The 13,592-nt window shown below is 64.8% G+C and carries 9 protein-coding genes and 1 pseudogene; 4 read left to right on the forward strand and 6 right to left on the reverse strand.

Going from position 1 to position 13,592, the window contains the following annotated elements; translation table 11 throughout:
- Positions 1-368 precede the first annotated feature (368 nt).
- Together AWB94_RS10930 and AWB94_RS10935 are read left to right on the forward strand one after the other, a co-directional pair.
- On the forward strand, positions 369-1,127 hold the full coding sequence (locus AWB94_RS10930; protein WP_234811697.1) for a hypothetical protein: 759 nt from the start codon (positions 369-371) through the stop codon (positions 1,125-1,127).
- A gap of 10 nt (positions 1,128-1,137) precedes the next feature.
- Entirely contained in the window at positions 1,138-2,073 is a 936-nt protein-coding gene (locus tag AWB94_RS10935; RefSeq protein WP_062658050.1) for a DUF732 domain-containing protein, read from the forward strand.
- A gap of 76 nt (positions 2,074-2,149) precedes the next feature.
- Here AWB94_RS10935 and AWB94_RS10940 read toward each other — a convergent pair whose 3' ends face one another.
- From AWB94_RS10940 to AWB94_RS10950, 3 genes are all read right to left on the reverse strand, one after another.
- Positions 2,150-2,890 carry an SDR family NAD(P)-dependent oxidoreductase gene (locus AWB94_RS10940; RefSeq protein WP_062658051.1) on the reverse strand — a complete coding sequence of 247 codons (741 nt, stop codon included), beginning with the start codon at positions 2,888-2,890 and terminating at the stop codon, positions 2,150-2,152.
- Between the two features lie 64 nt (positions 2,891-2,954).
- Complete coding sequence (locus AWB94_RS10945) at positions 2,955-3,314, reverse strand: nuclear transport factor 2 family protein (RefSeq protein WP_062658052.1); 360 nt, start codon at positions 3,312-3,314, stop codon at positions 2,955-2,957.
- A 32-nt stretch (positions 3,315-3,346) separates the two neighbouring features.
- Positions 3,347-3,775: a MarR family winged helix-turn-helix transcriptional regulator gene (locus AWB94_RS10950; protein WP_165605356.1), complete on the reverse strand. Its 429-nt coding sequence runs from the start codon at positions 3,773-3,775 to the stop codon at positions 3,347-3,349.
- 414 nt (positions 3,776-4,189) lie between these two features.
- On the opposite strand from AWB94_RS10950, the pseudogene AWB94_RS10955 reads away from it, so the two are divergent.
- A pseudogene (locus tag AWB94_RS10955) lies at positions 4,190-5,481 on the forward strand (MMPL family transporter); the annotation flags it as partial.
- Positions 5,482-5,511: 30 nt separating this feature from the next.
- Here the strand turns inward: AWB94_RS10955 and AWB94_RS10960 are convergent.
- Positions 5,512-5,841: a hypothetical protein gene (locus tag AWB94_RS10960; RefSeq protein WP_062658054.1), complete on the reverse strand. Its 330-nt coding sequence runs from the start codon at positions 5,839-5,841 to the stop codon at positions 5,512-5,514.
- An 89-nt stretch (positions 5,842-5,930) separates the two neighbouring features.
- Here AWB94_RS10960 and AWB94_RS10965 point away from each other — a divergent pair, with 89 nt between their 5' ends.
- Positions 5,931-6,578 (forward strand): DsbA family protein, encoded by a 648-nt coding sequence (locus AWB94_RS10965; protein WP_062658055.1) that lies wholly within the window; start codon positions 5,931-5,933, stop codon positions 6,576-6,578.
- A gap of 568 nt (positions 6,579-7,146) precedes the next feature.
- Here the strand turns inward: AWB94_RS10965 and AWB94_RS10970 are convergent.
- Positions 7,147-8,109, reverse strand: coding sequence for a PD-(D/E)XK nuclease family protein (locus AWB94_RS10970; protein ID WP_062658056.1), 963 nt, complete (start codon positions 8,107-8,109; stop codon positions 7,147-7,149).
- Positions 8,106-13,589, reverse strand: a complete 5,484-nt coding sequence (locus AWB94_RS10975) for a DEAD/DEAH box helicase (protein ID WP_062658057.1) — start codon at positions 13,587-13,589, stop codon at positions 8,106-8,108. Before AWB94_RS10975 ends, AWB94_RS10970 begins: the two co-directional genes overlap by 4 nt.
- Positions 13,590-13,592 lie beyond the last annotated feature (3 nt).

Raw genomic sequence — 13,592 nt, forward strand, 5'->3', positions numbered from 1 at the left:
CTCATTTTCGAGAGACCTCGACCTCTATCCCGGCAACGACGCGCCAACCACCTCTACACCCTCATCTGTGAAGAGCCGTCAATGCATCGAACTACAAATTCTGTAGCAAATGCGGGTCGCCGATCGGTGTCGTGCCGTTTCCGGGCGACGACGACGTTCCCGATACGGCGGACGGTAGGGGTAGCCGGCGATCGTTGCTCGTAGGCGGGATCGTGCTCGCGCTTGTTGTCGCGCTCGCATGCGCCGCCGGAGTGACGCTGCTTTTCCGGTCCAATGACGAAGGATCAACAGAGGTGTCGCGAGGTGGGTTCACGACACCTAGTGCGGCTAGCCCGGCGACGCCAGCTGTCTGCTCGGAACCTCCGATCTTGGAGGTGGAATCGTTCGATATGACATCCGCAGGACTCGCGATTGGCACTGCGTTCTTTCCTGGCTGCGCGGGGGTGGAGGTGGAAGCGGGCAACGCGGTACGGGTGACGGTTGCAGACGGGCAGCGCGACATCGCGGCCGGAGAATTCGATTTCTCGGCGGCTCCGGTGGCCATGCAGGGCGGTGCGCCCGGTCATCAGACGCTCGTCTTCCCTGCGGGCATGTACTGGAGAACTCCTGACATGGTGGAGGGAGCTCCGACTCTGGTTGCGCACCGTGGGCAGGGCCGAACTGCAGCTGCCGCCGCGCAGCCCGGGGCGACGAGTGTGGTCGCGTTTGCGCCCGCGGCCCCCGAGCATGGCAGCGTGGACGGCGTGGCTGAGGCCGTGCTCAATGAGCTGCGCGACGCGGACTACCCATACGTCCGCAGCGTCATCGCCAACAGCTGGGTGCCACAGATCAGTTCAAAGCGAGCTGGACTGGTCATCAAGGGGCGAACGCTCACAGATGCCGACGTGCTGGCCGATCATCTCGCATTGCGACAGCGCTACAGCGGCGCACGCTTGGTGTACTCGGGTCAGTGGTCGACCTTCAACGCGCCTGACTGGTGGGTCACCGTAGTTGGCCCGTCATGGTACTTCGCGGCGGATGCCAATCGTTGGTGCGACTCCGAGGGATTCGACGTCGACGACTGCTTTGCAAAGTTTGTCAGCTCCATGTTCGGGGCTGAAGAGGGCACCACCGTGTATAGGAAATGAGTGCGAAGTCATGGGATTCTGCGTGTTCTGTGGAACGGCACTGATTGACGAAATGTCTTGCCATTCCTGCGGTGCCATCAAATCAGGTGAGACGTGGCATGAGGCGGGCCATGACAAGGTTGCTGCGCCGTATGGCGAAACAGGTTGGCGGCCAGACCCGACAGGCCGACACGAGGGGCGCTATTTTGTTGGTGGTCAGCCCACCGACCTGATACGCGACGGAGGTGCCGAAGCGCTGGATCCAGTTGGCAAGCAGCAGCTGGAGGGTTTTGGTGGTGAATCCGCCGCAGATGGAACACAATCTCGTACCGTCCGTCGACGCAAGGTTTGGATAGGCATAGCAGCAGCGATCGGAACCGTCGGTGCGGTCGTTGGAACATATTTCTATCTGCACCGTGATCGTGATAATCCCGAGGACCGATACCTTGCATCTCTGCGCGAGGAAGGCTTCGCGACGGACTTCAACTCTGACGCCAATGCAGTTGCACACGGCCGGCAGGTCTGCCGAAAGCTGGGCGAGGGTAATCCCCAACAAGGGATGCCGGCGGATCAGATTGCGGTTCAGAGCTTCTGCCCAGAATTTGCGAAGGGTTTCCACGTTCTTGAGACGGTGACCATCCACGGCACATTTACTCTCAACGACCCTGAGCCGAGTGCTTACTCGCAAGCCATAGAGGTGGATGGCTCGTCGTGTGCAGGCTCCGGTGGTTACGGTGATGTGGACGCCGGAACCCCAGTAATGGTGAAGAATGGCAAGGGTGAAATCCTCACGACCTCATACCTTGAGCAGGGTAGGGGTGGCCGCTACATGTGTACCTTCGGAATCACGTTCGACATAACTGAAGGTGAAGACCGCTACGTTGTGAGCGTCGGGCGCCGAGGTGAGCTGAGCTACTCGTTCGCCGATCTCAAGGCGGGCGGTGTTGCGATGGTACTGGGCGGTTGACTGTTTGCTTGACTCGTGTCTGTGCGGTGTCATCCGCGACTCGCCGTCGTCGGCGGATGACACCGCACAACCGCGATCAGACTTGAATCAGCCCACCATCGATGGGTAACTCGGCTCCCGTCATGAAGCTGCTCTGATCCGACGCCAGGAACAGCACGGCCGACGCGATCTCCTCGGGGCGGCCGAGCCGCTTCATCGGCAGCTGAGATGCCATGCCGTCCAGCAGATCCTGCTGTTGGTCGGCCGGTGCGAGGCCGGCGAGCCCGGGCGTCTCGATGGGGCCGGGCACGATGGTGTTGACCCGGATCTTGCGGTCGGCCAGCTCAGCGGCCCAAGTGCGGCCCAGCGACCGGATGGCCGCCTTGGATGCAGCGTACAAGCCGAATGCGGGTAGGCCTTCCGATGCTGCGGTGGACCCGGCCAGGATGATGGACGCACCCTCATTGAGCAGCGGCAGTGCCTTCTGGACGGTGAACACCGTGCCGGCCACGTTGCGGTCGAAGTTGTCTCGGTAGTGCTGGGGCGTCACGTCGGCCAGGTTGGCGAAGTCTCCTCCGCCGGCGTTGGCGAAGACGATGTCGAGTCCCTTGCCGTGCTGGGCGATCTCGGCCGCCAGCGCGTCGAGTTCTTCTGGCTTGCTGATGTCGCTGCGCACACCGTGGGCGCCGATCTTCTCGGCCGCCTCAGTCAGGCGGGTCTGGTCACGGCCGGTGATGAAGACGTAGGCGCCTTCGTCGGCGAGCCGCTGCGCGGTTGCCAGGCCGATACCTGACGTGCCACCGGTGACCAATGCTGTCTTGCCGTCGAGCTGTCCCATGATCCGACTCCGTTCTGATGTGGTTCTAGTGAGTTCGACGGCTACAACATAGGTGATGTGTCACCTATTCCGGGGTCAGGATGGTCCACAGTTTCGCAATCCGGCCGTCGACGATCTCGGCGACGTCGAAGCCGGAGGCGACGGTGGTGTCGTCGGGGGTGCGCACTTCCCAGGCGAGGTAGCCCAGGCCCCGGGTCTGGCGCACCGGTCCTGCCTTCACGAAATGCAGACCGGGCAGCTTCTCCTGCAGCTCAGCTGCCTTGGCATTCAGCTCGTCGGGGCCAGTCGCGATGCCCTCGTCATCGACCCACTGCACGTCGGCCGCGTAGGTCTGCGCGATGGCGGCGGCGCGGCGCTGCGGGTCGCGTTCGTTGAACACGGCCAGCAGGTTGGCTTCCATCAAGTCGGTGATGATGTCGCTCATAACACTCCTTGTAGGTGATTAATCACCTAATCCTAGCCGGGAGCTGGCGGCAGCGAGCTGTTGTGATTGAGGTTGACGTGGATGTGTTCCAGTGCCGCGGTGAAAGGGCCGAGCAGGTTCTCGGGCAGTGGGTCGAAGAACAGGCTGCGCACCAGGTCGACGTGTCCGGGCGCGGCCTCGATGATCGCCTGTCGACCGCTCGGGGTGAGCACGACGTTGGTGGTCCGGCCGTCATCGGTGCTGGGCTTGCGTTCGGTGAGGCCGCGTTCGTCCATGCGGCGCAGTTGATGTGAGAGCCGGCTGCGTTCCCAGCCGATCTGCGCGGCCAGGTCGCTGACGCGCATGCCGTCGTCCGTGGCACCGCTGAGGGCCACCAGGACGTCGTAATCCGCCAGCGACAATCCCGAGTCGGCCTGCAGTTGACGGTTTATCTCGTAGTTCATCCGCAACTGGACGCGCATGTACGCGATCCAGGCCCGCTGCTGCTTTGGGCTCAGCCACCCGCGTTTCGGTGATGTGTCCCGCACTCTTCTTGGCGCCACGGTGTGAGTATGCCGGGCCGATACCCGGTTGCAAACCGACGTTGGCAAACGAACGAAGCGAGACCGGGCCGACCGGTTGACACCAACAGTTCGCCGAGCTACGTATATTACGCGCGATAGCGCAACTGTAACGCCGACGAGCTCACGATGGGCGATGCGGGCCTGATCGGGAGGGTGCTGTCGGTGCCGTTGGTCGTCGGCTGGGTCTTGATCAACGTCGCCACCAATGTGCTCGTCCCACCGCTGGAGGAGGTGGGTGAGGCGCACACCGTCGGCCTCAGGTCACAGACCGCGCCGGCGATGATCTCGATGAAGCGCATCGGCGCGGACTTCGACACCATGAAGAAGATGCAGTCGTTCACTGCGCAGATGGCCGATACCACCCATTCCATGGTGCTCAAAACCACCAACATGACGGTGGATATCGCCGAATTACGGGACCACATCGCCGGTTTCGACGACTTCCTGCGCCCATTCGCAACTACTTCTACTGGGAACCGCACTGCTACGACATCCCGGCGTGCTGGTCGATCCGCGCGGTGTTCGACACACTGGACGGGATCGACACCATGACCGACGACATTCAGCAGCTGCTTCCTGATCTCAAGCACCTCGACACGCTGATGCCACAGATGGTGGCGTTGTGGCCCACCAGCATCGAGGTCATGGAAAGCATGAAGACCAATATGCAGACCATGTACCAGACCCGGAAGGGCATGCAAGATCAGGGCTCGGCCATGCAGGACAACTCCACCGCAATGGGGGAGGCATTCGACAAGTCGCTGAACGACGACACCTTCTATCTGCCGCCGGAAGCGTTCAACAACAACGACTTCAAGCGCGGGATGGGTAACTTCATCTCGCCCGACGGCAAGTCGGTGCGCTTCATCATCAGCCACGACGGTGATCCGGCCACGCCCGAGGGTATCTCGCGTGTGGACCCGATCAAGCAAGCCGCCCGGGAAGCGATCAAGGGCACGCCGCTGGAGGGCTCCAAGATCTTCCTGGCTGGAACGGCGGCCACCTACAAGGACATGCACGACGGCGCCCAGTACGACCTGATGATCGCCGGAATCGCGGCGGCCTCAATGATTTTCATCATCATGCTGTTGATCACCCGCAGTCTGGTCGCCGCGGCGGTGATCGTCGGCACCGTGCTGTTGTCGCTGGGGGCTTCGTTCGGAATGTCAGTCTTGTTGTGGCAGCACATCCTTGGCCTGGAACTGCACTGGATGGTGCTGCCCATGGCGGTGATTCTGCTGCTGGCAGTCGGGTCGGACTACAACCTGCTGTTGGTCTCGCGATTCATGGAGGAACTGCACGGCGGGCTGAAGACCGGGATCATCCGCGCGATGGCGGGCACCGGTTCGGTGGTCACCTCGGCGGGCCTCGTGTTCGCGGCGACCATGGCCTCGTTCGCGTTCAGCGATCTGAAGGTTATGGCTCAGGTGGGAACGACGATCGCGCTGGGACTGCTGTTCGACACGCTGGTGGTGCGCTCGTTCATGACGCCGGCGGTGGCAGCGTTGCTGGGCAAGTGGTTCTGGTGGCCGCAAGTGGTGCGGCCGGCGCATTCGGATCGACGGCTGGCCGCGGCCGGGATCGAGCCGGCTGCAGCTCGGTAGGCCGGGGCCGTTCGGCCCCGGCCACGTCCGCTACGGGCTGGAGCTGATGGTGACGTGCGGGGTCACCTGCGGGATCTGATCCTCGGACAGGCCGATGCAGGCCCCACTGTCGGCGCCGGTGCACGGGATGCCGTCGATCTCGGGGATGTCAGGGTTGGCTGCGGTGGTGGTGAAGCCTTCGGAGTCGGGGGAGTTCGGCACCAGGAACGGCGTGCACTGGGTGGTGAACTGGTCCTCTTCTTCCCCGTTGCTGCAGGCCGCTTGGGCGACCGCGGGGTTGATGGTAACCAGGGCGGCCGGAGTGCCGAGCGCGGCCAGGGCGAAGGCGGCGGCTAGCGCGCGCTTGGTCAGATCGTGCATGGGGGCGGCTCCTCGTTCTTGAATCAGTCGTCAGGATTGTACGGCTGAGTCACAGAAGCCACACGGGGAACTGACGGGGTTCATGCCGCCTGCATGATGGAGCCATGAAGTTTCGTGTTCTCACCGGCTTGGTCCTGACGTTGCTGATGTTGTTCCCGGGGGTGGCGTCGGCGGCCGTGGCGACGCCTTCCGGAGACGTCGTGGAGATCGGCGATCCCGACGCGCTGGGGCAGATCGATCTGTACGTGGACCCGCTCTGCCCGTACAGCGGAAAGATGATCCGCTCGCAGGGCTTGGAGATCGGCAAGCGCATCGAAGACGGGTCGCTGCGGGTGAACCTGCGATTCGTCTCGTTCCTCGAGAAGTACTCGGCCAGCGGCACTTACGATGCGCGGGCCATCTACGCGACGTTCGTGGTGGCCGGCCAGTCCGGGGCCAGCGACGTGGCATGGCGGTTCGTGCAACAGATCTTTTCCGCAGAGCGCCAGCCGCACGAGGGTGGGGCGAGCGATCTGTCGAATGACCAGCTGGCCGATGTGGCCGCCTCGGTCGGGGCGCCGGGCTCGGCGGTCGACCTGATCCGGTTGGGCGTGTTCTTGGGTTACGACCCGCATGCCATTGCCGCGTCCAACCTTGCGGTGTTGCACACGTTCCCCGAGCCCGGGGTGCCGACGGTGGTTCTCGGCGGCGAACCGCTGGACGGGGAGTCGGACTGGTTGGCGCGGTTGCCGCGGTGACGGTGTGCCGGCTGCGGGATGGTGGTGAGTGCCAGGCTTCGAGCGGCAAACGAGCTGTCGGTGCCCCGTGCAACGATCTGTGGCCTAGGTAGATTCAGTAGCGAGGATGTCGAAGAGACGACGCATTAAAGGTTGGGATCTGTGGCGGCGTCCAGGAGCTGCTGCACGCGAACAAAGCCAAATCCGGGAGTTGTTCATTTGCAAGAGCACTCGACGTCCCGGCGTGCCTGACAATCTCCTTCATTCGGTCGAAAATTGGCTGGTTGGTGAGCGCTGGCGTAGCGAAGTAGATGCTTCGTCGGCCACCCGTACTCCGGCGTGAGCGCGGTCCTGGACTACTCCGCCCTTCGGCCCCAACCTTATTCTTCCTGGCAGCATGGCTTTCTAAGAGCCTCTCGGACTGTATTCCGCCACTCTAGTTGGGCATCCGCTCGATTTAGAGTCCTCATAATCGAGTACCGCCTCGTTATCGCTCGGGTTGACGTCGGCCAGGTAGACGTACCGGTCCAGCAGAAGGTCGCCGACACCGGTATAGATGTCACATGGATTCTCGAAAGTCTAACGAGCTTTACATCTCTCGGACTTCGCTCACAGGACTCCATCGCCAGTTTACCGAGTCACCGTTCTTGTCCCGCGTTGCAGTGAGCCGCACAAAGCGAACGGTTGAGTCTGTGGCGGCGGTCAACACCGAATCCGGGATGCCACTTACCCATAGGTCGCCGCCGCTCGTCTGTAGCTGCGCCGCCACCAGCCCGTTCGCGGCGTGCTCCGTATGCGTGAGCCGACCTTCCACGCAGTCGCGGCCTAGCCAAGCAGCAGCGGCGTCCCAATGCGGTTGACAAATCATGCGCCGTCGGCAAAAGAAGCACGTCTCGGGAACGGGCTTCGCGATCGATCGATCGGCCACGTGAGCTGCTCGCAGTTCAGCTCGCGCGGCGTCGACGTCGGCCCTGGTTACCTGGACCGGGAGGCGCCCGCGGTTGGCGCTGAAGATTTCTACCCGTGACGGCAGACGACCGTAAGCGATCTCGACGAGATGCGCGTAGACCCGTAGTTGGAACATGGCCCACTGTGAAACCTCGTCGTTCTCCATCTCCTCTGTCTTGAGGTCGAGCAGCGCAACCCTGTCGCCGATGACAACGACGTCAGGCGTGCCCTCAATGCCCAGTGCCGTGTCGACGATTCGCTCTTCGGGGATGACCTGTGAGGTCGCCGACCCTTCCAAGGCTGCAACCAGCTCGCCCGCCCGGGCGCGGAGTCGCGAGCGGATCATCGTCCAGCGGGGCGGGGCAATGCCGCCTGCGGCCGCGAGCGCGCCATCGAGGGCGCGGGCCAGCGCGGCCTTCGGGTCGCTCTCGCGGAAGCCTTCGTCCTTGATCCACAACTCGAGCGCATCGTGCGCCAGCGTGCCTGCATTGCGCTGAGCGGTTGCCGGCCCGTTCCGCGGGCCGCTCGGGCCGCCCGAGGCGGGGCACTGCGTGAGGCGCCACGCGCGGCTCGGCGACAACAGTTCGACGCTTGGCGTAGTCACGGCTGGGCGTCGATCTTGTTGCACAGCTCGAACACGATGCCCGGCGAGCGATCAAGGGTGAAGGCATCCACGAACAGCGTCGCCCTCGTGCCGGCTGACGCCACCTCTGCGTCCGCGGCGATGTCCGCCAGGCGTTCGCTCATCAATATGTTCTCGGTCGCTTCAAGCGGGTGCTTGGCGACGAGCAGGTGGTCGCCCAGCTGCGGGTGTGTGAAGCGCAGGGCGCCGGGGACGCCCGGGACAGCAGTCGAGTCGTAGCCGCGTCCCCAGTTCGCCAGTGCTCGTTCCAGCGCCGACTCGTCGATGGTCAGACGCCGCTCGCGCAGGACCTCCAGGAGGTCGCCAGCGAGTCGCCAATCGAGCAAGGCGTGGTGCGACATGTTTCCGTAGTCGCGCAGGCACCGGTAACAGGATGCCGAGCATTCGGTGGCGTGCTGGGGATCGCCGAGATGGCGGAGGTACTTCTGGACCTCATCAAGCAAGGACTTGAATACGCCGTCCTGGCCGAGGTAGGTGCTGAACCCGGCGCCGTTCTCCAGGCTGTCCGCAAGGAACGCGTAGGGCGCGGGTTCGCCGTCGGACTCGCCCGCGAAGATGCCCGCGACCAGTTCCAAAGGCTCGACATCCAGCATGGCCGACGCAACCTTGCGCAGCAGGAAGGCGAGGGAGTACCATGCTCCGCGGCGACCGTCCGAACGATCCGGAGCGCCGCTCGGCTGCGATCCGGCCAGGAAGTTCAGCCGCAATTGCTGGGCGGCGATGATGTTCTTCTCCGCACCGACGAACAGGAAGTCGGTCGGGCGAACCGAACCGAGCGCGGCGCTGAACGCGTCGCCGGTGGCATCCCACGGGCCGACAAGGTTGCGGTCGTCCTTATCCAGCGCCTCCACGGAGACGTAGCCGCCCCAGAACGGCGCTGTGTCCGCTGCTCGCCGTAAGTTGAACAGCCGCCCGCCGTTGTCGTTGATCACGTACCGCATGCCGGTGCCCGAGTAGGCAACGGCGCCGCCGTCCTGACCCGGGTCGAGCTTGGACAGGTCCGCGAACGCTCGCGCAGCCATTGCCCGCGCGGACCACGAGAAGTTGCCATCGAAGTCGTGCGGGCGACGGCCAGCCCGAAACCCGGTTGGCTCGCGAAGCGGGAACCGCGCGAAACCCTCCGGGCCGTTGCCGCACTGCGGGCAGGTCGATTGTCCGTTCAGGTCTTCGGACGTCAGGTACGAACACGACCGACACAGGTAGATCTCGTGGCTCACGCCAAGCGCCTCGCCGACAGTACGGGGCCGGTTACCGGAGGGCTCGAAGCCGACGATGCCGACCGACGTGTAAACCCGGCCGTCTCGCACGACCTCGCTGAGCGGCGAGAACTGGCTCGATGCCATGGCCAAATCGCGGTCGATCACCTTGGACGGTGGCCATGGGTAGTTCGAGCGTGGCCGGTCGAGGTACAAGTACCGGACGCTTGTCGGGAAGCCGAACATTGGCAGCACGCCGTGCTCTGCCAGCAGCTGGCTGAGAGCATCATCGCCGGGCGACGCGACCGCCTCGGCGATTCGCTCCGGCAGCTGTGCCACGCACGCCGCCGCCAATTCAGCGGCCCGGGCAGCGAGCGACGTCCGATCGGTCAGTGAGGCTGCCGCCTCGTCAATGGCTGGCTGGTTGCTGGCGAGCCACGCATCCAGCCGGGGTCCGACGTCGTTCCACGCGGTACGGCTGCCGAACGGTCCGTGGACATTGACGCCAGGCTCCCAACTGCCACCGTCTGCCACGATAGCATCGCCGATTGTCGGCATCGCCATGCGCAAGATTTCGGAGTTCAGTGAGCGGCTCACGATTTCGGGCCGACCCGCCGCCAGGTACGGCTCAGGCGTGGGGTCGTTGGTGATCCGCTGCGGCTGGTCGAAGTAGTACTCGTCGTGGCTGCGACCGCGACAGACCGTCAGTGCCACGGCAACCGGCGTTCCGCGCCGGCCGGCCCGGCCGACCCGTTGCTGGTAGTTGAACCGGGTCGGCGGCATGTTCCCAAGCACGACCGCCGACAGGGAGCCGATATCAACGCCAGCCTCCATGGTCGTCGTGACACTCAGGAGGTCAATGCCGTCAGCGCGGGGGATCTCGGGGTCGGGCCCCGAGTCGAGGAACACGTCCTGGAACCGGGATTGCCGCGCCTGGGCATCAACACGGTCCGTCTGACCCGTTAGCTCCTCGCAGTTCAATCGGAAGCGTCCGGACCGTGTTGTCGCCTTCCACCCGTAGTAGTCCTGTTCGGCATTCACCGGTTCGGACTCGACTGGCAGCGGCCCGAAGCAGTTGGTGCAGAAGCCGCACCCGCGGGTCAGGTGCCGGCGGCGGCAGTTTGCGCAGGTCCACCACTCACCGGAGCCCCGGCGCAGCACGACCCGAGTCGGATCGATGAGGTATTGGCGGACGGCCGACCCGCAGCGAGTCAGGAACATCTGCTGCAGGTCGACCTCGGTCGGGCCACCAGCTTGTTCGATCGTCCGCCAGAAGCCCCGGAGCTTGGCGGGCGCGTTGTCGCTCGTCTCGCGCAGGCCGAAGAACCGGCGCTTGTGGGCCAGCACGCGCAGGCTGGCGCGGGCGTAGGCCAGGTCGCTGCCTGGCGGGATGTCGAGCGGCTCCGTGTCGTTCGCGAGTGCGAGCCAGCCGAGGCCGAGGGATTCGAAGTCGCGGCCTGCGCCGGAGAACAGACCCTCGAGCAACTCCGTGAGCAGGCTCTGATCAATCGACCGCTGGAGGTCATTTTGATCCGGCCCGAGATTCGCTCGCCGCGATATCGGGCTGGCGCCCCAGTCGTACAGGCCGGTCCACGGCCGCGTCGGCTGGTCCTCCGGTGGGTCCGTCTGCTGCAGGCTGGCCCGCGGACCGCCGGGATTCATGCCGAGGTCCAGCAGCTCCCCAGCGAGCGCGCCAGCGACCACGTCGAGCGTCGGCCCAGCATTGAATCGTGCAAGCAGCGCGGGTTCGTCCTCAGGCTTCGTCCCGGGGCGTCCCTGCCAGATCTCGACGAGCTGCCGCAGCACGTTCAGGTCGCGCACTTCGAGCCGCCCGATTGCATCCCACGTGCCTTCGACCCGTTCGTTTTTGGCGTAGAACCGCCGCGCAAGGTCGAGGTCGGCATTTGCATCGCCGCGGGCGTCCAGGTGCTCGTTGAGGAGCAGGCGTAACAGGTCCTGGTAGTGGCGCAGGCCGAGACCGGAGGACAACTTCGCCGCATCTTGCCGGCTATCCGTGAAGAGCACGACCTTGCGGTTCTGGTCACCGAGGTCGGTCGCCAGCTCGGTCGTGAGGACTTGGTTGACCTTCTCGAAACCGGTGCGCATGCCGCGGATCGGCGAGCGCTGCGTCAGCGGGTCGGTGGCCGGTCGTCGCCCACTTGGGCCGTACAAGATCGCCCAATCGTCGCCGCACGACGGGCACACAGTTGGGAAGGGGCTGACGTCGGTGATTTCGCGATCTCGGCGCCGGGCGGGTGGCAGGTAGGCGTGGAAGGACCATCCGGTGTGGTTGCCTGGCCCGCCGGTGTTGCGGATCTCGCCGCTCGCTGGGTTCAACGCGCTGCGGCGGAAGGCGTACTGGACGTTGCCGCTGTTCCAGCTCGGCCGATCCGGTGCTGTGAGCGAATCGACGGGGTTCGGCCAATAGACGAGGTAGTTGGCGGCGTTGCGTTCCAGCCGCACCTGGTCGGGCAACTTGGCGAGTTCGGGCACGTCTGCCAGCAGGAGTGTGCGCACTGACTGCCGTTGCGTGTCGCCGTCCGGCGTGAAGCCGCCGAGCATCACGTCGCCGCAGCTCTGGCAATACAGCAGTTCGAGGACGCGTGAGCCGCAGCCGCAGCGAGTCATGGGTTCGCCGTACAGCTTCCCGACGGGTCGGGGAGTACCGTCGGCGGGCACTTGGTCGCACGCGGGATCGGTACATGCCCAGACGCCGGGCACGTTGCGGAAGAAGTAATGCGCCCGCAGTTTCGGATCGGCCTCGGCCGGGCTGGCGCTCATGCTGCCGAGCAGTCGCGCCAATGCGGCGCCGCCGGTGGCGACGCCGGGGAACACACGGGCAGAGAGATCCGGTAGGAGCTTCGCCGACGTGGACTCGTGGCCCCCTTGCAATACATCGAGGAACGACCGACGCAGCGAGTCCATCAGGTTGCGATCACGAGCCAGCGCGACCACGTCGTCGTCGGACGAAGCGGTCTGGATGTCTGCGGCATCCTGCGCGGTTCCCGCAGGCGCGGCGGGCGGCATCGCGAGGCTGCCTTCGACGAAGTCGAACGAGGCGGCATCGACGCCGAAGAAGGTCTCTAGGTACGCCTGGTCACGCAGGGCGTCGATCGATGCCGAGGCTGCCAGGATTCGCAGCTGGTCGGGCCGGTCGTTGAGGCCGAGCCGGTGCTTTAGGTTCCGCAGCAGGAAGGCGACCTCCGTGCCGGCGGTGCCGCGGTACATGTGGAGCTCGTCGATAACCAGTGTGAATCGGTGAGTGGGGCTGGCGTCCAGCCATGCCCGAGTCTGATCGAAGAAGCTCCGCTCGCGTTCGCGCAGCAACATGATGTTCAACATCGAATAGTTGGTGACGAGCACGTCCGGCGGCGCCGCGATCATGTCCCAGCGCGAACGCATCTCGGCACCATCAAGACGAGGCACGAAGTACTGCACGTCCTCGTTACCGGTGGCGGCCGCGACCTGCGTGGCCCGTGCTGCTCGCCGTTCGGTTTCAAGCAGGCCCATTTGCAGGCGTTCGATTGCCCGCGGGTTCTCCGAGTTGCCGGTCACCGGCGTTGCACCGGTATAGCGGCCGAAGTAGAACCGGTGGCCCCGGCGATTCCGGTCGAGCCAGGTCCGCGCTTGCTGACTATCCAGGGCGCGGCGCATGCGCATCAGCTGGTCATCAACCAGCGCGTTCATCGGGTACATGATCAACGCGCGGACGGCCGCGCGTCGGCCGATCTCGCCGTCGCGCTGGGGCCGGAAGGTCCGCGGCGATGTGCGCCACCACGGAACGACTGGCGCGGGCGCGCCGCTCCACGTGCGCGATTCCTCGAGTAGCGACGCGAGGACCGGCAGCAAGAACGACTCGGTCTTGCCTGAGCCGGTGCCCGCGGTGATCACCATGTTGCGTCCGGCGGTCAATCCGGCCTGCAACGCGCGTTCCTGGTGGAGGTACAGTGCCCGTCCTTGGGGGATGAGGCCCGCCTCGGCGAAGGCGGCCAACTCCTCTGGTGCGGCGCAGTGCGCGACCGATTCGGCGATCGTGCGCGGCGCGTTGACGTACTCGGGCCGCAGCTCGATCAGCGGCTCGCGGTACACGCCGTTGTCACGGTCAAATAACCCCTGCCGCTCGTCCTGCAACCGCCTATCGGCGAGCCCGAATGGGGTGTTGTAGTACCGGAAGTACGCGTCCTTGAGACGGTCAAACGTCCCCGCGACATCGAGGCTTCGTTGCACCGGAGGAATGGGTTGCATGGG

The organism is Mycolicibacterium canariasense (genome assembly GCF_002101555.1).
Lineage (GTDB): Bacteria > Actinomycetota > Actinomycetes > Mycobacteriales > Mycobacteriaceae > Mycobacterium > Mycobacterium canariasense.